Raw genomic sequence first — 20,891 nt, 5'->3', positions numbered from 1 at the left:
CACAAATACCTATTTAATCAATGACTTAATGTTTCCAGAATGAGGGCGAAAAAAGAACCAGTACTGTAAATAGTTCCAATCTACCAATCATCATTAAAAAAGAAAGAAACCATTTTGCCAAACCGGGCAAATGATGAAAATTTTCCATCGGCCCAACTTTCCCAAATCCAGGTCCGATATTCCCCATGGTAGTAGCAACCACGCTAAATGCGGAATAAATATCATCACTCCACAGGGACATAAGGATGGAAGATATCAAAAATAAAATAACGTAAAAGACAAAAAATGCCAGGATATTGGTAACTATTTTTTGATCAACAACATGTTTATTGTATCGTACTGGAATGATCGCATTGGGATGTATCAGTCGTTTTAACTCATACAAACTATTTTTAAACAGGAGTAGAACGCGCACCACTTTGATACCCCCACCTGTTGATCCTGCAGATCCACCCACAAAAAACAAGGTAAAAACCAACATTCCCAGAAATGGAGCCCAGAGCAAATAATCTGCTGTTACGTACCCTGTGGTTGTTATTATGGATACTACAGTAAATAAGGCATCTCTAAATGCATGTTCGTATTCCGAATCAATGGAAGCAAACAAACCCAAACTTATAATAAGGCTAAAACCAAGTATCACCAAGCAGTAAAAACGAAATTCCTCATCCTTAAAGATTTTAGTCATTTTGCCAGTTACAAAAGCATAGGATAAGGTGAAATTAGTACCTGCAATGAACATGAAAAAGATAATCACATATTGCAAATATGGGGAAGTAAAAAACCCGACACTAGCCTGCTTTGTGGAATAACCACCAGTTGCCATTGTTGTGAAAGAATGATTAACTGCATCGAAAAAAGACATTCCTCCTGCAAATAGCAAGAGAGTTTCCAAGCCAGTAAACAAGATGTACAATCCCCAAAGATTACGGGCAGTTTCTTTGATACGAGGTGTTAGTTTATCGGGGGTTGGACCAGGAACCTCGGCAATAAATAATTCTCTGCCACCAATTCCCAGAGTAGGCAGAATAGCCAAGAACATCACGATTATTCCCATCCCTCCCATCCATTGGGTAAGAGATCGCCAAAAAAGAATACCGTGTGATAAGGATTCAATATCGTTTAGTATAGATGAACCGGTTGTTGTAAAACCCGACATGGTCTCAAAGAAAGCATCCGCAACATTTGGAATAGCATCGCTCAACAAATAGGGTAAACAGCCAAAAACAGAAAACACAACCCACACCAGGCTCACAATGATATAGCCTTCTCTTTTTCCCAGATTATTTTGAGCTCCTTTGGAAAAATAATAGCTTAAACCACCAACCAAAAAAGTGATTGTTCCTGCTTCTAAAAAGGCAATGGAGTCTGATTCATGATAAAATAATGCAACAAAAAGAGCAATAAAAAGGAAGAAGCTCTCCCCCATCAATAATTTCCCAAGAATATTAAGAATAATTTTAGGCTTTATCACTGGCTTTAGATGTTAAGTTAGCTACTAAAGTTATTATTCTAATTCTGGAATAAAAATAACTATTGATTTTTCCAGAAAGAAGGAACAAAAATTATCAATACTGTAAAGAGTTCCAATCGTCCCAATAACATTAAAAAAGAAAGCACCCATTTTCCTGCATCAGGTACAGCCGCAAAATTATTCATCGGCCCCACAGAACCAAGACCTGGACCAATACCTCCCATTGTTGTTGCAACAGCACCCATAGAAGAGGTAACATCCAGACCGATTAGAGTCATGGCAAATGATCCCAGGAAGAAGACCATAAAATATAGAATTACAAAGGCCAATATTTTAAAGATGACATCTTTGTGCACCATTTCCTTCTTGTATCTCACTGGCAAAACAGCCGAAGGATGAATCATTCTCTTAAATTCCAGAATACTATTTTTGAAAAGTAATAAATGGCGTAAAATTTTAACCCCTCCCGAGGTTGATCCCACACAAGCACCTGTAAACATCAGACCAAATATTAAGAACCCAAGGTAAGGATGCCAAGCCGTATAATCAGCACTCACAAAACCGGTACTGGTAATTATTGAGGTAACCTGAAACAATGCATCACGAAATGATTTTTCTACCGGTCCATGATCCACATAAATCAAGGTGAAGGATATAATCGCAGTAACCACTGCAATCAGGCCAAGAAAAACCCTGAATTCTTCATTCTTCCATATTTTGCTAAATTTTCCTTTAATGGCAAAATAATGCAGGGTGAAATTAGTTCCGGCCAAAATCATAAATACAATAATTACATATTGTATATAGGGTGAATAATCAGCAATACTGCTGTTTTTAGTGGAAAATCCTCCGGAAGCTAATGTTCCGAACGAATGACAAACTGCATCGAATAAACTCATTTTCCCTAAAACAAGAAATATGGTTTCGATTCCAATTAACAGCATATAGATACCCCAAAGTCGCTGAGCAGTTTCCTTAATTCGAGGATGAAGTTTATCTGTTGTAATCCCTGCGGCTTCGGCGTTAAACATGGCCATACCACCAAAACCGAAAATGGGTAGAATGGCAACTGTAAGTACCAAAATTCCCATACCTCCAAGTAGGTGTGTTAGGGAACGCCAAAATAAAATACCATGTGGTAATGCTTCTATATCATTAATAATCGATGCTCCTGTAGTTGTAAATCCAGACATTGTTTCGAAGAAAGCATCGGTGAAATTGGGAATATATCCCCCTAACAAAAAAGGCAATGCTCCAAAAATAGAAAACACAACCCATACCAAACTCACGACAACAAATGCCTCGCGTTTACCTATTTCTTTACTACAATTATTGGTAAAAAGATAAATTATACCACCACTTGATAAAGTAATGGCAACTGCTTGTATAAAAAATTTAAAGTCATCTTCTCCATAAATAAGAGAGATGCCGGAACTAATGAATAAGAAAACACTTTCTACAATCAAAAGCACCGACATGGTGTAAAATACATATTTCCAATTGAGCATCGTTCACAAACTAAGAAAATCAGTTCTCCGAAAATAGAAATGAGCTTGTATGAAGTACTTAGCTATCACCATAACTCACAGCTCTCTCCCATCCGGAAATACTAATATTATTTGAAAAGTTTTTCTACTTTTTTAATAGCGGATGGTAATGTAAAAACCACCACCTTATCATCGGTCTGAATTTGAATATCACCTGTAGCAATAATGCTTTTATCCTCCCGAATAATACCTCCAATATTAGCATCGTCAGGAAAGTCAATATCGCCAATCTTTCCCTTGGTAATTTTTGAGCCTGGCTTAGCAACCAATTCCAATACTTCGGCATCCGATACAGTAAGCCATTTACAATGTTGCACATCGGCATCCATAGTAAAACGGTAAATATAACTGGCAGCAAGCAATTTCTTATTAATCATTGTACCAACTCCAATGCTATCTGCCAAATCGATGTAATCGATATTTTCAACTTCAGCAATAGTACGTTTTACCCCCATTTTCTTAGCTAACAAACAAGCTAATATGTTGGTTTCGGAATTTCCGGTTACGGCAACAAAAGCATCCATTTTATGAATTCCCTCTTCTTTGAGCAATTCCTTGTCTCGTCCGTCGCCATTTATAACTAATGCATCCTGAAGAGAATCTGCCAATTTTAAGCTTTTATCCTTATCTATTTCCAGTAATTTAAGGTTCATTTTTTTACCCAGTTCCAAGGCAGTTTTTTGACCAATACGACTTCCTCCCAGAATCATGGCATTCTTTATGTCATACTTCCGTTTCCCTGCCAGATTCATTACTTTTTCGATACACTCAGATTTACTAATTACGAAAACCAGATCACCACGAGAGAAACGGGTATGTCCTCTTGGTATTATTGTAGTATCCTCTCGTTTAATAGCTACAGCACGAAAATCCATATCCTGAGTCATTCCCGAAACCTCAGCCAAGGTTTTATCCATAATAACAGACTTACTACTAATTTTTATCCCATAAAGTAACAGTTTACCTCCTGAGAACTCATACATCTGCCTTGTTCCTGATCGGGATAGATAGCTAATTACTTCTTTTGCAGCAAGCTTCTCCGGATAAATCAATTCATCAATTCCTAATGTCTGAAGATATTCCTTATTTTCAGGTTCTAAATATTCCTGATTATCAATTCGTGCGATGGTACGTTGAGCACCTATTTTTTTCGCAAGAATTGTGGAAGTAATATTTGTAGCTTCGGACTCTGTTACGGAAATAAAAAGATCTGCTTTTTTAACATCTGCCTCTTTTAAATCCTTCATAGAAGTGCTGGAACCAACAACGGTGAGCAGATCCAGATGGGAATCGATTTCCGTCAATTTATCTTCATCATTATCCAGAAGAATAATATCATGATCCTGATGACTAAGCATTTTTGCCAAATGCGTACCGACTGCTCCGGCTCCTGCAATAACAATCTTCATAACTTTAATTCATTAATAACTAATCCTACATTAAACGTTCGGACTACTTTCTAAAGTGATTAAATCTAATAGTTAAATAAAATCAGAAACTAGTAAAGATCCTGATACCAATCAAGCTAACTATCACAAAACAATCATTTCCCAATAATTTAGTTGGGAAAAATTCAGCGACAAATTAACACAATATCTATCAAAATTGGATATAATTTGACGAATTTAATTTAAATGCGAAACTATCTAAATTACCAAAAGACTTTTATAAAACAAGAGTACTCTTTAAATACTACATTACTTGGGCTGAATATTAATTTTGTGTAGATATATTGTATAGGTAAGCACCTGAATTTTTCACAAAAAAGATATCTGCTTGTCTTCCTTTAGCTATGGAATCAATGCTATTTATTTTATTCCTAGCTAACTTAAACTCATAGATGTAACGCATATGATTTGAATTGGTGATCAGATCATTTATCTTATTTGTTCCCCTTCTACGAATAATAACAAAATCTGGTTTCAAAGAATCCAATGCTTGGGCTTGATTGGTTTTACTTTTCTCAATTACTGCAATTCTTTGCTTTCCAAAGACAAAAAATTCCATCGGCGATAAAGTATTTATTTGATAATTTTGAATCCTTTTATTCTGTAGATATGGTTTGGTAATTCTCACAAAATTTGATTCGGATAGATTCTCGTCTTTAAAAAAAATCGCCTGTTTTCCATAGGATAAACCAATAAGACTGTGATTTCCTGCATTAAATACGATTAACTCTTTTTGAGATTTTTTAAATTTTTGGATCAAGTTAGGAAATGAAAAAGCAATTAGAATGATTAGAAACAAAAATAAAGCAGTTTTCCTCTTCAACACCAAGATAAATATCAAACTAAAAAGAAGAAGATAAATTAGTATTAGTTCATAATTACTAAGAAAAAGATCGTTAATTATCGATGAAGGAAGATGTTGAATTTTGAGAACAAACCAATTCAAAAAATCGATTAAATACTGTATTAAATTTCCTACCTGATGAGATAGATAATTGAATGGAGACAGGAATAGCAAGGCTACTGACAAATATATTAGTATTGCAGCCATAGGAATTACGATATAGCCGGATAAAAGAAAGTAGGAAGGAAATTGATGAAAATAATAGATAGCCAGAGGTGCTGTTGCAATTTGAGCCGAAATAGACAGTGTTGTTAACTTCCAAAACCATCTAAGCATGAAATTATTCACATAAAACAACTGATTAAATCTGGGTTGAAAGAAGACAATCCCCGCAACGGCAAGATAGGAGAATTGAAATCCTACAGTAAAAATCAAATAAGGATCTATCAACAATAGGAAAAATGCCGATGCAGCCAATGAATTAAAAACACCACCCCTTCGCTTTAGTATTTCTCCAACAATTATAAAGCTAAACATACAAGTTGCTCTCATGACAGAAGGAGATAAACCTGTTAAGATAGCATACATCCAAATCAGAATAATCAATAAAATTCCACGGACCAAATTTCCCCACCTGTATCGTAATAAAGAAGAAAATAAAGCATGAATGAGTACGTATATTATCCCTACATGCAAACCCGAAACAGCTAATACGTGCATCACTCCGGCATTAGTCCATGCTTGTTTTATTTCCGGATCCATATCCGATTTTGCACCTAGACTTAAAGCTGCAAGAATATCAAAACTATTGCCAGTTATACCATTCTGTTTATAAATCCCCAATAATTTAGCTCGCCATTTCCATGCAAAATCAGTAATGCTAAATTTACGCGGAACATTTATAGCTTGCCATTTCGACGGTGGTAAAAATGCGGAATACAGTGTGTGCTGTGTTTTTAGGTAAGCGGCATAATCAAACTCATTGGGATTTCCTGCATTCCTCACCCTTTGCAATCTTGTATGTATCAGCAACTGGGATCCTGCCAATAAATTATTTACTGAAGAATCTTTTTTAAAATACAGCAAAACCTTAACAGATTCTTTTCGCCATGATTTTGTTATATGAGCAGCAGATATTTCAAAAGAGCATTTATAACTATTGTTTCTGGCAATTGGATTCTCAAGTAATTTGCCGATGTAATAAGTATTTGTATCTGCACTATTAAGCTTCATGGAAGCTGTTTGAACCTTAATTCTATAGCTTCCAACTGCAACAAAAAGCAGAAAAACAAAAGCTCCAAAAAGGACACGAAGAGATGGTGACTTTCGCATGAATGGAGTGGACTTAAAAAGCAATATTCCAAGAATACTTATAAAAATAGCTATGAATAGGTAGTCTTCCTGAATATCCAATGCATTTGCAAGAAATATTCCAATTGTCAATGGCAAAAGAAGGCGAATAAAGGGATATTGTCGAATGAGTTCTCGAAAAGACATTAATAATAGAATTTATCGTTAACTCAATTTAGACATTTAAGCGGAAAAAACAAAAGTCCTTGCTAAAAAACAAGGACTTATATCTTTTTGAATAGGAAACCAGGTTCCGGTTTTCTGAAGATTATCTAAAACTAAAGGCAATCCCTCCTGTGATGGTATTGTATTCTTGCATTGTATAATCACCAAATATTTTGAAAAATCCCAAATTTAACCTTGTTCCAATAGTGGCTCTAATACCATTAGCTTTAAAATTGACAGATACAGGATCTGTAACTTGTTCAGAAACTGTCATTCCAGTTCCTTCTAAGGTATATTCCAAATCGTATTTACCTTTAATATCCACATCCATTTTGGCAGTATTCATTCCTACTGCACCATAAAATTCAATTACTTTCAGATTTACCGAAGCAATAGCCTGAATGGTATATGCATTAGTAGTAAATTCCATTAATTGAGCACTACCATTTAAACCTGATTTATTCTGAATATCATATTCCGAAGTCAATTTTGTATAGGCTACCAATGCTGAAACATCAACAGGTGTTTTATCAATCTTTAATAATTTAGAGAAACTTTTCTGAAGACCAATACCAAACATACCTACATCCAAATCAGATGTTTTAACTTTTGGAAGATATCTCACTTTTAAATCTGCATCAATGCCAGGAATCCCAATTCCTACTTGCAGTGTAGCACTTGGAACTGCATTCATAGGTAAATCATTTCCAATTCCATCGGGCATGGAAAATTCTGTTAATTTATAATCACCCCCATCGGTTTGAATTCTAGCAGCAAGTGTGGTATTATTATTTCCTCCCATCAAGGTTTGGATCTCACTTGAACCATTCACCAAACTTATATTCGAGTAATCGCTTTGTACAAACAAAAAGGCCTCATCTTTACTTGGAACTTTTGCCAGGTTAGCAACTAAAGTAATATCGAAGCCTAATTTCTTATGGGTTCTAGCTGTGGAATACCATCCATTATTCAATCCGTACATAAACCCCTTGGCAACAGGATTCACATATTGTTCTGTAAGTTTTGAGGCATCCTGAGTGCCTGCCAAAAGAAATTGTTCAATATCTTGAGATTTCCCTAAAAACGGGACAAGTACAAAAAATAGCAATATTAGTTTTTTCATCATATTTAGATTTTAATTAGTGGTCGATACAATGTGTCTTGTTACGGAGAAATAAGGGTTTTGTTTATATTAAATCAATATTGTCCAACTATATTAACGCTTCGCCCAAACCCGCTTCATTTTTTAGCTCTTAAGAAACATTACTCATAGAAATGAGCTTGTAGCCTAATACCTAAGCCAGATCTCAACCAAAAATCCTCGGAACCAGACTTGATCATGAACTACAAATATCACAACAAAAACGGGTCTTAATTGCATAGAAATTAGCCATAAACATCTTGTTTGCAACAAAAAACACAAATAAACAGAATCGTTTAGGTCGATATTAACTTCTCAATAAAGAAGCATGCTTCATTCTATCAGGAAATAAAAAACGAAGGATAGGCTTTAAAAATAAAATGGAACGCAACAACAAGATCCAGATTGGAATAAGACTCGGCACAGGTCTGTTATAGAATATTTCCTCACCGTTATAGATTTTTACTGCTCCGTTATACAATTTCATCTGTCTGTCATAGAACTTTTCTTATCTGTTATTAATTTTTTTTGTCTGTCGTTATTTTATTTTTTCCTGTTATTCCACTTTTTTATTCCGTTATCGTTATCAGATACACTGTTATTATACTTTTTATATCTGTTACAGATTTTCTTTTATCAGCAGGCTTATTCCAAGTGCAAACAATACAATTACCAATACAATCTGCTTTATTCCAATTTGTGGGTAATGAAAGCAGAAGCGTAAATACATTTTCCAAAAAAGGAAAGCCACGCAAATGCATTGCTTCCCCTTATTTCCGGAATGCAACTTAAGCTTCCTATATCAATCCTTTCCCAAACGTTTCCACGCCAATATAGTTTCTACTGCATTAACCCGACTTCATTTTATGGCTCTTAATGCACACCTATACAGTTCGTAATAATTCCCTGTTAATATCAACCGTCTAGCAAGAAAAAAACCCTACCAAATTGGCAGGGTTTAACTTTTATTTTGCTAGTGTAAATCTATATTTCGCTTTAAAATTACCTTTCGATATAGCGGTAAGTTTACCTTTCAGTAATCGCTTTTTAATGGGAGCACAATGATCAGTAAATAGGATTCCTTCCAGATGATCATACTCATGTTGAATTACCCGAGCAGCAAATCCGGAATATTCATCCTCATGAAATTCCCAATTCTCATCGTAATATTCAATTTTAATATGTTCTGGACGAGTAATGTCTTCATTCAAGCCAGGAATACTAAGGCATCCTTCAGACATCGACCACTCCTCTCCCGTTCTTTCAGTAATCTTTGCATTCACAAACATTTTTTTGAAGCCTTCCAATTCAGGCTCCTCATCCGCAAAGTTTGAACAATCTATCACAAACATTCTAATAGATTTTCCCACTTGAGGTGCTGCAAGTCCTACACCATCAGAAAAATACATAGTCTGCCACATATCTTCCTTAAACTTCTCCAATTCAGGATAATCTTTATCAATATCTTTGGCAACCTTTCTTAATACAGGATGGCCGTAAATGGTAATCGGTAATATCATTTTCTATTTCTCGTTTTACTATTTGGTTTTCAAAATCCTACAATAAATTTCTTCTGGTTTCCATATAGGATTGCAAAATAATTGTGGCACTCACTTTATCAATCATTGCTTTATTCTGACGTTGTTTCTTCTTTAACCCGCCATCAATCATTGTTTGAAAAGCAATTTTTGAAGTGAATCGTTCATCAACCATCTCGATAGGAATATCAGGAAATTTCTTTTTTAATTGACCTAAAAATGGTCTAAGATATTTCATCGATTCGCTATCCTCGTTATTCATTTGTTTGGGATATCCAACCACAATACACTCTACCTTTTCGGTCTGCATATATTTCTCCAAATAATCGAGAACATCCTTTGCTGCAACGGTATCTAAACCATTCGCAATAATCTGCTGAGGGTCGGTAACTGCAAGTCCAACCCTTTTCCTACCGTAATCAATTGCTACAATTCGTGCCAATATTCTTATTTATATTGATTTTGAATTGCAAAGATATAAATTCTAGTTAGATTTTGTCGAATATGCCTCAAGAAGGAGTAGGTAAAGGCATATTAATATGTCCAAAATATTAAATTATCAGACCTTTAAAAGAGAAGTTTGTTGAATCTCATAATTATATTAAATTGTAGATAGATTAAAAAATAATTCCCAAATGAATACTCAAGCGATTAAATTTTTCTTTGAGATATTCTGTATCCTGCGTATAGGTATTCTCCCATTTATGCTTTATTTTTTGAAAGCGATAACCAATACTGAGTGTCATCATTGGAGTAGATCTATTCCCAATAATAAATCCTACTCCCGGATTCAACAACCAACCACCTTTCGAGTCTAAATTATCATTTGAATAATAGATCTGATCTCTATTATCTATTGAAAAAGAATATCCTGTATGGCAAAAAATGTAAGAAGACATTCCTTTTATTCTGGTATGATATTGCAGACTTCCAAAAACAGGCATTTGAGTTTGTTCAAATGATTCATAACCAATACCTCCACCAATGGATATTTTATCATTAAATAAATAATTAGCAGAAGCCAATAAACTAAATGGAGCACTACTTGAATTACTCTTATTTCCCACCAACACTCCTAATTGTAATTCATAAAACAGTCCCTTATCCAATTTAGGGATACTATCTGATGCAATTTTTGGAATTCTCTTCATAGCAGAGCTAATCTCGGCAATATCATTCATATCGAATTTCCAATAATTTTTATCAAGCGTTCTCAATTCAAGGAATTTACCAGGAATCTGCCTAATGATATAACCCTTCAACACATTTCCATTCTTCAATTTTACTACATCCAAATGCTTTTGTGCTGATGTAAAAACAGAGCCCATTATTAAAAAACCCATAATGAGTAATGATTTTATCGGAAAGTGAAAAGTCTTCATAGTATGAATATTAGTTTTCCTTATGATGTTAACATCTTAGAATGGTTGCGTACCGCACTAAATTAAAACGCGATGAATGAAACGCAACCATAAAGTTAATTCTGCATCTATAAATAGAATTCAAAAGACAAATTCACTTTAAATTTCATTTTATGAAAACTTCAAATATTCTTTTTAAAACATTAATTATAAGTATCTATGCTTTTCTTACTTATGCCTGCGATGACCAAATTAAGCATGAATATACCATCAACGAACCAATCTACATGAGTAAGGCTGACTTTAAGAATGCTGTGAAATCAGAAGCTCCGAAACCTATGCAGGAAACAGGAAAAATATATTTCTACAAAGACTATATTCTAGTGAATGAAAAATATCAGGGAATTCATGTATTCGATAATTCTGATCCTTCAAATCCTGAGCAGACAGCTTTTATAACAATTCCCGGTAATATTGACATGGCTGTTCAGGACGATATTCTGTATGCCGATTCTTATTCTGATTTGCTTGCAATAAATATTAGCGATATAAATACATTAAAAGAAATCAAACAATTCAATAATGTCTTTTATTACAGTTTACCTCCTACGGGAAATAATTATAGGTTAGGTTCAATTGATCCGGAAAAAGGAGTTGTAGTTGGATGGAATGTAAAACGCATAAGTGAAGATTACGAAGAACCACATTACTATCCATACTTGGATGATCTTGTATTTTCCAACTCCGAAAATTCTGCCTCAGGAAAAGCTATTAGTAGCTCAACCGGAAAAGCAGGCTCGATGGCAAGATTCATGATCTATGCGAATACTCTTTATACACTAAACTCATCGAATGCTTTGGATATATACGATATTTCGGATTTGAAACACATTACAAAGCAAGGAAACATTAGTGTAAATTGGGATATTGAAACCATTTTTGCTTACAAGCAAAACTTATTTTTTGGTGCGCAGAGCGGAATGTACATTTACGACATCACTAATCCATTATCTCCTCAATTCATTTCACAATACCCTCATTTTCGTAGTTGTGATCCTGTTGTAGTAGACAATAATACTGCATACATTACTCTGCGAGCTGGCAATTTCTGTGGTCAAAACACCAGCCAGTTAGATGTTGTAGACTTAAGCGATATTACTACTCCAACACTCATAAAATCATACCAAATGCAAAACCCCTATGGCTTAGGTGTTGATGGAGACTTATTATTTGTGTGCGATGGAACAGGTTTGAAAATTTACAATAAAACGGATCCCTTACAAATTGGTTCTAATCTCCTAAGTACTTTTACGGATATTAATCCTTATGATGTAATCCCATTAGAGTCAATACTAGTTGTAGTATCTTCTGATGGTTTATATCAGTACGATTACTCTGACATAAATAACATTCAACTTCTAAGTGCTATAACAATTCCTGAAAATTAAAATTGAATATTTAAATACTAATCCTGGTAGGTATAAGAAACAAGAAAGGCTGTCTCCAAGGAGACAGCCTTTTATTGATGGAGAAATTAATCTCTTAATTTTGCTTCAAGTTTGCTTGAGCAGCAGCCAAACGTGCAATAGGTACACGGAATGGAGAACAAGAAACGTAATCCATACCAACTGAGTTACAGAACTCAACTGAAGATGGCTCACCACCGTGCTCACCACAAATACCTAATTTGATGTTTGGACGAGTTGATTTTCCTTTTTCACAACCCATACGAACCAATTGTCCGATACCATCCTGATCAAGAACCTGGAAAGGGTCATTTTTCAAGATACCTTTACGGATATAGATTGGCAAAAATTTACCTGCATCATCACGAGAATAACCGAATCCCATTTGAGTCAAGTCATTTGTACCAAAGGAGAAGAATTCAGCAACTTCAGCAATTTCATCAGCAGTTACAGCAGCACGAGGAATCTCGATCATTGTACCTACCATATAATCAACCTTCACACCTTTTTCTTCGAATACTTTAGCAGCAGTTTCTCTAATGATACCTTCCTGCATTTTAAGCTCTTTCACAGTACCGATCAATGGAACCATTATTTCTGGTTTTGGATCCAATCCTTTAGCTTTCAAATCACAAGCAGCTTCAATGATAGCACGAGCCTGCATTTCTGTGATTTCTGGATAAGTGTTACCTAAACGACAACCTCTGTGTCCCAACATTGGGTTGAATTCATGTAAAGATTCTACTTTAGCCTTCACAACTTCAACATCAACACCTAATTTCTCAGCCATTTCAGCTTGAGAGGCAGCATCATTTGGTGTAAACTCATGCAATGGAGGATCTAATAAACGAATAGTTACACCTAAACCGTCCATAGCTTCTAAAATCCCAGAGAAGTCTTGTCTTTGAATAGGAAGTAATTTATCAAGAGCAGCTTTACGACCTTCAAGATCTTCAGCTAATATCATTTCGCGGATAGCCCAAATTCTTTCTCCTTCGAAGAACATGTGCTCTGTACGGCAAAGACCAATACCTTTAGCTCCGAATTCACGTGCAGTTTTAGCATCAGCAGGAGTATCAGCATTTGTTCTTACATACATACGGGTATTATTCTCTGCAAGATCCATGATCTTACCAAAGTCACCATCTAAAGTTGGAGTAATTGTAGCAACTTTACCTTCGTAAACTTCACCTGTAGTACCATTTAAGGAGATAAAATCACCTTCTTTGAATGCCACACCATTTATTTTAAGAGCAGATGGAGTAACAGAAATACCAGCAGCAGAAGAAACACAACATTTTCCCATACCACGAGCAACTACAGCCGCGTGAGAAGTCATACCACCACGTTCAGTAAGAATACCTTCAGCAGCATACATACCTTTCAAGTCTTCAGGAGAAGTCTCACGACGAACCAAGATTACTTTCTCACCTCTATCAGACCATTCTTCAGCATCTTCAGCTGAGAATACAATTTTACCAGTTGCAGCACCTGGAGATGCTGGCAATCCTTTAGAAAGTACTTTTGCAGAAGCAATAGCTGATTTTTCAAATACTGGGTGAAGTAACTCATCCAATTTATTTGGTTCAAGGCGAAGAACAGCAGTTTTCTCATCAATCAAACCTTCTGCCAACATATCTACAGCCATTTTCACCATAGCAGCACCGGTACGTTTACCGTTACGAGTCTGCAACATCCAAAGCTTACCATCTTGAATAGTAAACTCCATATCCTGCATATCATGATAATGGTTTTCTAATTTTTCTTGAACAGCATTCAATTCATTGTATAGTTCAGGCATTGCTTCTTCCAAAGATGGAAAATCTTTAGCACGAACCTCTTCAGAAGTACCATTTCTCTCTGCCCAACGTTTTGAACCAATCAAAGTAATTTCCTGAGGAGTACGAACACCGGAAACAACGTCTTCACCTTGAGCATTAATCAAATACTCGCCATTGAAAAGATCTTCACCAGTAGCAGCATCACGAGAGAAGCAAACTCCAGTAGCAGAAGTTTCGCCCATATTACCATAAACCATTGCCTGAACATTCACAGCAGTTCCCCACTCATCAGGAATTTGTTCCATACGACGATAAAGAATAGCTCTTTCAGTATTCCAAGAATCGAATACAGCACAAATAGCTCCCCAAAGTTGATCCCAAGGGTTTGTTGGGAAATCCTGACCAGCATTTTCTTTAACTACTTTTTTAAATTCTGCCACAACAGTTTTTAAATCAGCAACAGTCATTTCTGCATCAGAAGCGTAATTATTATCGCTCTTAACTTTATCTAAAACCAACTCAAATGGATCGTGTTTTCCATTTTCAGCCTCAACTCCCATTACAACACCACCATACATCTGAATAAAACGACGATAGGAATCGTAAGCAAATTTTTCAGCACCTGATTTTTCAGCAATGATTTTTACAGTTTCATCGTTCATACCAAGGTTAAGAACGGTATCCATCATGCCTGGCATAGAAACGCGAGCACCAGAACGAACAGAAATTAATAATGGAAATGCATCGCCATTAGCACCAAATTTAGCATTCATTGCCTCTTCGGTTTTTACGATAGATGCTTCAACATTATCTTTAATCATTGCTACAACAGCATCTCTTCCCTGCTTGTTGTATTCAGTACAAACTTCAGTAGTGATAGTGAAACCTGCAGGCACAGGAACACCAATTAGGTTCATTTCTGCAAGGTTAGCGCCTTTTCCACCAAGCAGGTTTTTCATGTCTGCTTTACCTTCGGCCTTACCGTCACCAAAAGTATAAACGTACTTAGTACTCATAATTATCGCTTTTTAGTTTTAAAGTTAAAAATCAATTCAAAATGACCTTTAACAACAATTATATTATTAGTTTCAAATTATTTAAAACAATATAAATAAAGGAATTACATATGATTTTTGTCATGTAATTTCACGCACACAAAAGTAGCTTTCTTTTTTTTAATTTAAAAATATTAATTGCTCATTTCGGAAGCTTTTAGTAATAAAATAAACTTCATCGTAGATATTTCTTTTTCAAACGTTTGCAGGCATAATCCCTCAACAAAATCAGACAATAATTAAATAAAAAAACCAGCCAACAGACTGGTTTTAAAATTGGTTTTTTTACTATTTATCTCATTGGATATTTATTCATGATCTCTTCCGGATGAAGTAAATAATCAAGATATTGGGCTCTATAATAAATGTCCGACACTTTCAATTCATTATCTGAAAGTTTCCCTCTAAATTCATCTATCGACTTGTAGCCTTTTTTATCCATCCAATTTTCAAGTTCAGATAATACTTCTGCAATATATGTGGGTTCATTTTTATACAATGCACTCACCATTTGTACAGTATTAGCACCGCTCAAAAGCATTTGAATAACATCATCAAATTTGTAAATACCATTTGTTCCACATAAACTTCCTTTTATTTTTTTATAAAGAAGTCCAACATATCGCAATCCTAATTTAAAATCTCCCTGATTACTTAAATTAAATTTTGTGACATGTTCTTCACTTTGAATATTAATTTCTGGCTGAAACAAACGATTAAATAACACAAATCCAGATGCTCCAGCTTGATCAAGACGATTCACAAAATTCAAAGTATTTGTATAATAGGGACTCAATTTGATACAGAAAGGAATTTTAAGTCTTTCCTTTAAGGTTTCAACAATTTTAACCTTGTCATCTTCCAGCTGAGCAGCAGATTTATCAACATCACCGGGCATTGCATAAAAATTTAATTCTAATGCATCAACTCCTACGTCTTCCAATTGCTTCGCATAATCGAACCACGTTATATCATAAATGCAATTCAAACTAGCTATTACTGGAATACTTACATTCTTTTTCACCTCTGCTAGTTTAAGAATATGAGCCTTAGGTCCAGCATGCTCTAGTGCTGGAAAAATAGAAGTCATCTCAGCATTACGCTCAGTATACTCATCCAATTCATCTGAAAGTTGAGCTCTTTCCATTTGGATTTGCTCTTCGAATAGAGATTTGTAAACAATAGCTGCAGCACCTGCTCGTTCTAGTTCCTGTGCTCCTTCTACTGTTGCGGAAAGGGTACAAGCACCAACAATAATGGGATTTTTAAGATTCAACCCCATGAATTCAACATTTAAATTTGCCATATGATTTTGGATTAAAATTTCTTGATGTATCTAAATTTAATAAATGATGTTGAGATATTCAATCAAAATCAAATTTAATATGCTGACTATCAATTTAAAAACAACTACTTTTCTCTTTTTTAAGATTTTAGGGTCTTATTTTATTTAAAAGGGCAGAATAGAAAGATCTACCAACCATCTATTCTGCCACTTCGATTCAAGATTTAAAAAAAAATTTACCTGAATCGTAAATCATTAAAAGTAAAGAAGCCCGAAAAAACTATGGATCTACAATATTGATAATATACCCCATTTGTTGGTGTATTCCACATTGATAATACAATAAATCAGGATGATTACTATTAGGTGTAAATCGCAATGTTCCGTTCTCTGTCATACTACCAACAATACCATCTGTTACTTCGCCTGCACTAGCTCCAATCTCATCAGTACTTATATAAAAAGGGTGACCGCTAGTTTGGATTTCAAAAACATAAGTTGTTCCTCTGGTAAGCGTTAGAGTTAGGGCTTCAATTCCATTTATTGTGTATCCGACAGAATGTCCTTTATTAGCCCAAGGATGACTGGCCGTTTTTGTTGCTGTTCTTACAGTAAAATCCGCTTTAGGTTGAGGATTTGGTGTAGGTGTCATTCCATCATCACCTCCGCCGCTACTACAGGAGTATAGGAAGGCTAGAATTAAAATTGTAAAAAGTCTACTTATCCGTTTCATCAAATTCGTTTTAATTGAAAATAAATTGTATAAGATAAAATACTTAAAACAAACTGCTTAAAATGTCATACAACAGACATTTGCTCAAATAAAAAGGGATCCCAATTATTGGAATCCCTTATCATGAATATCAGAATGTCTCTATTCTTCAGAATAATCTAAAGCAGCTTGACGTTGATAAGTTTTATATCTCCATTTCGCATTCTCCTCAGCAGAAACAAATAACTCTTTAGCCTGCTCAGGGAAAGATTTTTGAAGTGAAGTGTAACGTATCTCTCCAGCTAAGAAATCTTGAAATTTAGCCCATTCTGGTTCTTTCGAATCCAAAACGAATGGATTTTTTCCTTCAGCTTCTAACATTGGATTGTTACGATACAAGTGCCAGTATCCAGACTCAACAGCTTTTTTACCTTCTGCTTGAGTTTTACCCATTGATGCCTTTAAGCCATGAGCAATACATGGTGCATAAGCAATAATCAATGATGGTCCCGGATAAGCTTCAGCCTCTTTAACAGCTTTATAGTACTGAGCTTGGTTAGCACCCATTGCTACTTGAGCAACATAAACATATCCGTAAGACATAGCAATCATACCCAAATCTTTCTTTCTGATACGCTTACCAGCAGCAGCAAATTTTGCAACAGCACCTACTGGAGTTGCTTTAGAAGCCTGTCCTCCAGTATTTGAATAAACTTCAGTATCAAGTACCAATACGTTTATATTTTCACCTGAAGCAAGTACATGATCTAATCCACCGAAACCTATATCATAAGCCCAACCGTCACCACCAAAAATCCACATAGATTTTTTAATAAGGTATTGTTTAAGGTCAAGGATTTCTTTAGCTACTTTATGAGTTTCATTCTGTAAAGCATCAATTACTTTTTCAGATGCTACTTCTGATGCATCAGCATCTTCTTTAGCTTCTAGCCATTCAGCAAAAGCAACTTTAGTTTCTGCATTTACAGCATCCATATTGTCAGTCATACGCTCAGTAATACGAGTACGCATTTTCTTAACAGCTTCAGCCATACCCAAACCATACTCAGCATTATCTTCGAATAATGAGTTTGCCCAAGCTGGACCTTTACCACTCTTGTAATTTTTACAATAAGGAGTAGAAGGTGCAGATCCACCATAGATAGAAGAACATCCTGTTGCATTGGCAACAATCATTCTTTCACCAAACATTTGAGTAATTAATTTGATATATGGAGTTTCTCCACAACCAGCACAAGCACCAGAGAATTCAAACAAAGGTTGTGCAAATTGTGAGTTTTTCACATTTGTTTTTGGCAACAAGTCCTTGTAACCAACTTTTTCGTCCATATAATGCCATCTTCCTCTTTCTGCATCTTGAGTTGCAAGAGGCTTCATTTCCAAAGCTTTCGATTTAGGAGCAGGACAAACATCTACACAGTTACCACAACCAGTACAATCTTCCACATCAACCTGGATACGAAAACTATATTCTTTCAAACCTTTACCGGTAGCAGGTTTTACTGCAGTTCCTTCTGGAGCAGCAGCAAGTTCCTCTTCACTTAATAGGAATGGACGAATAGCTGCATGAGGGCAAACAAAAGCACATTGATTACATTGAATACAAGTTTCATCCTTCCATTCAGGAACATTTACAGCAACACCACGTTTTTCAAATCTGGTAGTTCCGGCAGGAAAAGTTCCATCTTCAATACCTAAGAATGCAGACACAGGAATATCATCCCCTTTTTGTGCATTCATTGGATCACAAACCTTGGCAATAAAATCAGGACGACCTTCTGAAGAACCAAACTCAGCAGTAGCATTCAGTTTCTTCCAATCAGCAGGCACTTCAACTTCAACAACATTATTTCCACCAGCATCAACAGCGGCAAAGTTCATGTTTACAATTTTCTCTCCTTTATTACCATATGACTTAACGATAGCTTTCTTCATTTCCTCAACTGCTAATTCGAATGGAATTACATTTGTGATCTTGAAGAATGCAGATTGCATGATAGTATTTGTGCGATTACCTAAACCAAGCTCTTCACCTAATTTAGTACCGTTGATAATATAAAATTTGATATCATTTTGAGCCAAGTACTGTTTCATATGATCTGGGAGATTCTTTTTAGTTTCTTCCGCATCAAAAATTGAATTCAAAAGGAATGAACCTCCTTTTTTCAAACCTTTCAATACATCGTAAAGATACAAGTAGGCTGGTACATGACATGCAACAAAATCGGGTGTTGTTACCAGGTAAGTTGAACGAATAGGATCATCACCAAAACGAAGGTGAGAAGCAGTAAAACCACCTGATTTTTTTGAATCATAAGCAAAGTATGCCTGACAATATTTATCGGTTGCTCCACCAATAATTTTGATAGAATTTTTATTAGCCCCAACTGTACCATCAGATCCTAAACCATAAAATTTAGCTTCGTAAAGGCTTTCTGAATTCACTTTCAATTCTTCTTCTAATGGTAAAGATCTAAAAGTAACATCATCAACAATACCTAAGGTAAACTGATTTTTAGGTTCATTCATTGCAAGGTTCTTATAAACAGCAATGATTTGAGAAGGAGTTACATCTTTTGATCCCAAACCGTAACGGCCACCCACAACGATAGGAGCATTTTCTTTTCCGTATAAAACTTCCCTAACATCAAGATATAATGGATCTCCATTAGCACCCGGTTCTTTGGTACGATCTAATACAGAAATACGTTTCACTGATTTTGGTAGTACATTCAAGAAATGCTTAGCAGAAAATGGGCGATACAAATGAACACCTACCATACCAACTTTTTCACCATTTTTCAATTTAAAATCAATAACCTCTTTAATTGTTTCGGTTACAGATCCCATAGCAATGATTACATTTTCAGCATCTTCAGCACCATAATAAATAAATGGCTTGTATTCTCTACCAGTTATCTTATTGATATCATTCATGTATGCTTCAACCATATCCGGCACTCTGTCGTAAAATGGATTAGCAGCTTCACGCGACTGGAAATAAATATCTGGATTTTGAGCAGTACCTCTTGTTACAGGTGATTCTGGATTCAATGCACGATCGCGAAATTGCTGAAGTGCCTCCATATCAACCAAACCTCTCATATCTTCCATATCAATCGCTTCCACCTTCTGGATTTCATGCGAAGTACGGAAACCATCGAAGAAATTTACGAAAGGAACTCTTGATTTAATCGCTGTAAGGTGAGAAACTGCGGAAAGATCCATAACCTCCTGAACAGAACCTGAAGCCAACATTGCAAAACCAGTTTGTCTTGCAGCGTAAATATCGGAATGGTCACCAAAGATTGAAAGAGCCTGAGCTGCTAAAGCACGAGCACTTACGTGGAAAACACATGGAAGCAACTCTCCTGCGATTTTGTACATATTAGGAATCATCAATAATAATCCCTGAGATGCAGTGTAAGTCGTGGTTAAAGCACCTGCTTGCATAGAACCGTGAACTGCTCCTGCAGCACCACCTTCTGATTGCAATTCGGCTAAACGAACTGTATCACCAAATAGATTTTTACGCCCTTTTGCAGCCCATTCATCTACATTTTCGGCCATAGGCGAAGATGGTGTAATAGGGTAAATACAGGACACCTCACTAAACATATAAGCTACGTGAGCGGCAGCAGCATTACCATCGCAGGTAATGAATTTTTTTTCTTTTACCATTTTACTCCTCCAATTAATTTTA

The 20,891-nt window shown here is 35.5% G+C and carries 13 protein-coding genes; 1 reads left to right on the top strand and 12 read right to left on the bottom strand.

Translation table 11 applies throughout. The annotated features are described in order from the left end of the window. Positions 1-25 precede the first annotated feature (25 nt). From DLK05_RS11185 to DLK05_RS11150, 8 genes are all read right to left on the bottom strand, one after another. Positions 26-1,474, bottom strand: a complete 1,449-nt coding sequence (locus DLK05_RS11185) for a TrkH family potassium uptake protein (protein WP_209319843.1) — start codon at positions 1,472-1,474, stop codon at positions 26-28. A 59-nt stretch (positions 1,475-1,533) separates the two neighbouring features. Then, complete coding sequence (locus tag DLK05_RS11180) at positions 1,534-2,982, bottom strand: TrkH family potassium uptake protein (RefSeq protein WP_127344095.1); 1,449 nt, start codon at positions 2,980-2,982, stop codon at positions 1,534-1,536. 107 nt (positions 2,983-3,089) lie between these two features. Further along, positions 3,090-4,430 carry a Trk system potassium transporter TrkA gene (gene trkA / locus DLK05_RS11175; protein ID WP_127344094.1) on the bottom strand — a complete coding sequence of 447 codons (1,341 nt, stop codon included), beginning with the start codon at positions 4,428-4,430 and terminating at the stop codon, positions 3,090-3,092. 304 nt (positions 4,431-4,734) lie between these two features. Beyond that, the gene (locus DLK05_RS11170) at positions 4,735-6,810 is read right to left on the bottom strand and encodes a ComEC/Rec2 family competence protein (RefSeq protein ID WP_127344093.1); all 2,076 of its coding nucleotides are present in this window, start codon (positions 6,808-6,810) and stop codon (positions 4,735-4,737) included. 121 nt (positions 6,811-6,931) lie between these two features. Next, positions 6,932-7,951: a DUF6588 family protein gene (locus DLK05_RS11165; protein ID WP_127344092.1), complete on the bottom strand. Its 1,020-nt coding sequence runs from the start codon at positions 7,949-7,951 to the stop codon at positions 6,932-6,934. 983 nt (positions 7,952-8,934) lie between these two features. Then, complete coding sequence (def, locus tag DLK05_RS11160; RefSeq protein WP_127344091.1) at positions 8,935-9,489, bottom strand: peptide deformylase; 555 nt, start codon at positions 9,487-9,489, stop codon at positions 8,935-8,937. Between the two features lie 37 nt (positions 9,490-9,526). Then, positions 9,527-9,949, bottom strand: a complete 423-nt coding sequence (gene ruvX / locus DLK05_RS11155; RefSeq protein WP_127344090.1) for a Holliday junction resolvase RuvX — start codon at positions 9,947-9,949, stop codon at positions 9,527-9,529. 175 nt (positions 9,950-10,124) lie between these two features. Further along, positions 10,125-10,889 carry a hypothetical protein gene (locus tag DLK05_RS11150; protein WP_127344089.1) on the bottom strand — a complete coding sequence of 255 codons (765 nt, stop codon included), beginning with the start codon at positions 10,887-10,889 and terminating at the stop codon, positions 10,125-10,127. Between the two features lie 152 nt (positions 10,890-11,041). Here DLK05_RS11150 and DLK05_RS11145 point away from each other — a divergent pair, with 152 nt between their 5' ends. Then, the gene (locus DLK05_RS11145) at positions 11,042-12,316 is read left to right on the top strand and encodes an LVIVD repeat-containing protein (RefSeq protein ID WP_127344088.1); all 1,275 of its coding nucleotides are present in this window, start codon (positions 11,042-11,044) and stop codon (positions 12,314-12,316) included. Between the two features lie 94 nt (positions 12,317-12,410). Here DLK05_RS11145 and ppdK read toward each other — a convergent pair whose 3' ends face one another. The 4 genes from ppdK to nifJ all read right to left on the bottom strand — a co-directional run bounded on the left by ppdK (position 12,411) and on the right by nifJ (position 20,869). Continuing rightward, positions 12,411-15,131 (bottom strand): pyruvate, phosphate dikinase, encoded by a 2,721-nt coding sequence (gene ppdK / locus DLK05_RS11140; protein ID WP_127344087.1) that lies wholly within the window; start codon positions 15,129-15,131, stop codon positions 12,411-12,413. Between the two features lie 331 nt (positions 15,132-15,462). After that, positions 15,463-16,476, bottom strand: a complete 1,014-nt coding sequence (locus DLK05_RS11135; RefSeq protein ID WP_127344086.1) for a dihydroorotate dehydrogenase-like protein — start codon at positions 16,474-16,476, stop codon at positions 15,463-15,465. A 259-nt stretch (positions 16,477-16,735) separates the two neighbouring features. Then, on the bottom strand, positions 16,736-17,188 hold the full coding sequence (locus tag DLK05_RS11130; RefSeq protein WP_127344085.1) for a hypothetical protein: 453 nt from the start codon (positions 17,186-17,188) through the stop codon (positions 16,736-16,738). A 141-nt stretch (positions 17,189-17,329) separates the two neighbouring features. Beyond that, positions 17,330-20,869, bottom strand: coding sequence for a pyruvate:ferredoxin (flavodoxin) oxidoreductase (gene nifJ / locus DLK05_RS11125; RefSeq protein ID WP_127344084.1), 3,540 nt, complete (start codon positions 20,867-20,869; stop codon positions 17,330-17,332). Positions 20,870-20,891: the final 22 nt, after the last annotated feature.

The sequence above is a fragment of the Ancylomarina longa genome, assembly GCF_003996985.1.
Lineage (GTDB): Bacteria > Bacteroidota > Bacteroidia > Bacteroidales > Marinifilaceae > Ancylomarina_A > Ancylomarina_A longa.
The sequence above is the reverse complement of the archived record's forward strand: the minus strand, read 5'-3'. Positions and strand labels throughout refer to the sequence as shown.